The 1,667-nt window shown below is 42.2% G+C and carries 1 protein-coding gene; it reads right to left on the bottom strand.

The genetic code is table 11. The features are described from left to right. Positions 1-180: 180 nt before the first annotated feature. Positions 181-1,404, bottom strand: a complete 1,224-nt coding sequence (locus tag CP368_RS09860; protein WP_069168440.1) for an IS110 family transposase — start codon at positions 1,402-1,404, stop codon at positions 181-183. Positions 1,405-1,667: the final 263 nt, after the last annotated feature.

Here is a 1,667-nt window from a genome sequence, read left to right as displayed (position 1 = left end):
TTTTTCTACTCTAAGTCAAGTGTTATCAACGATTTTAAGCAATTTTATTTTGAAATACAGGCCTAATCGGGAAATGGCTCCCGGAGAATCGAGTTAAATATCTGATTTAGGGCATGATAAATACAGCCACCTTCTGTAATTTCAAAAAAGAGGCTGTTATAATATCTATTGGATCAATTTTTATGACAAAAGTCTTTGGTTATGTTTGGCTACGTCATAGCTATATAATTGATCATTCTTAATTAAAGCGAAGATCGTCCGTAATAATTTATGGATCGATGCGATAGCGGCCTTCTTGTGACTTGCAGTCTCAGAAGACCGTTTTCGTTTCTCGTAATAATCCGCAATATGAGAAGGGTTTCCCGCTTTCTTAGCCGACTGAATTTGGTTGATTGCCAAGTACAGCACCTTTCTGCCGATAGCTGTCCCACGCTTTGAAATTGACAGGTGGGCCGTGAGGTTGCCAGATTCATAAACTTGAGGGTCAACGCCAACGAAGGCATTTAATTGGCTAGGGTTGTTAAAACGTCTGATATCCCCAAGCTCACTAATGATTCTTAGAGCGGTATTTTCGCCGATGCCTGGAATGCTTGTGAGGATCTCCAGATCCCGCTTGGGAGCGAGCTTGGTCATCTCCTTTAAAGCTGTCTGGCACGCCTCTTCAGCGCTCAGAATATTGTTAATGGCCATTTCGAGGCCACGAATATGTGCACTGTCCTTTTTGACAGCTGGGCATGCGACTTTAGCCAAACGAATAAGACTTTGCATTATGTCGTTAGCGCGCTTTTTACCAATACCAGATAAGCCTTTTAAGAAGTCGATGATATCGGCTTCTTTTGTTTCTAATACGATATCAGGGTGTGGGAATCTGAGAACAATACTCCAGTAGTTTTTCCCTCTCGGGTTAACCATTAAGTGCTCAATCTCTGGGAAAGTGAGCTGAATGGCTTTGTGCAGTCTATTCCTGTTGGTTATCAGATCGTGCGAAGCCTGCTCATAGATGCGGTTATTGGCCATCAATTCTTGATATTCTTTGCTTTGAACGTAGGCCAGCCGTTGCGGGTGCTCAGACTGCAGCTTGGCAAGGTACAAGGCATCAAGCTTATCGGTCTTGTTCTGGTGCAGGTCATCCTTTGTCTTTCTTTTGGCTTCCAGCGGGTTCATCATGACATAGCGCAATTTGTGCATGTCCAAAAACGCCTGGAGTCTTCTGGAATAGACACCAGTTGCTTCAAAGATAATCTGCGGTTTAGTAACCTGCTTAAGGTCATCTAGCAACTGATTGAAGCCTACCATATCGTTGGAGATGGCATAGTCATCAACTTTTTGGCCATTGACCATAATGCATACGTTAGACTTCCGGCTGCTAACATCAATACCAAAAACAGTTTTCAATAAATCCATAAGAATAAACCTCCGCTTTACTTGGAGATGAGCTGCCTCCATCTAATCCAATCAGATCTAATTTTCTCAACAGGACTTTAACAGCCAACATACTTAGACGAGATTCACAATTGAATGGTGAAGCTGCCAGTTTTGTTTACGACATCATGTGTCCAAAGCAGTCACGGCATTGGCTTCATCTCCACTTTACATAGTAAAAGAAAAAGTGTTGAACGACTACTCCGTCGAGTAATCATCCAACACTAGATTAGTATGTTTTGTTT

It is taken from the genome of Lactobacillus sp. UMNPBX17, from assembly GCF_002553735.1.
GTDB lineage: Bacteria > Bacillota > Bacilli > Lactobacillales > Lactobacillaceae > Lactobacillus > Lactobacillus gallinarum.
Note: the sequence above shows the minus strand (reverse complement) of the source record. Positions and strands in the feature narration are given on the sequence as shown.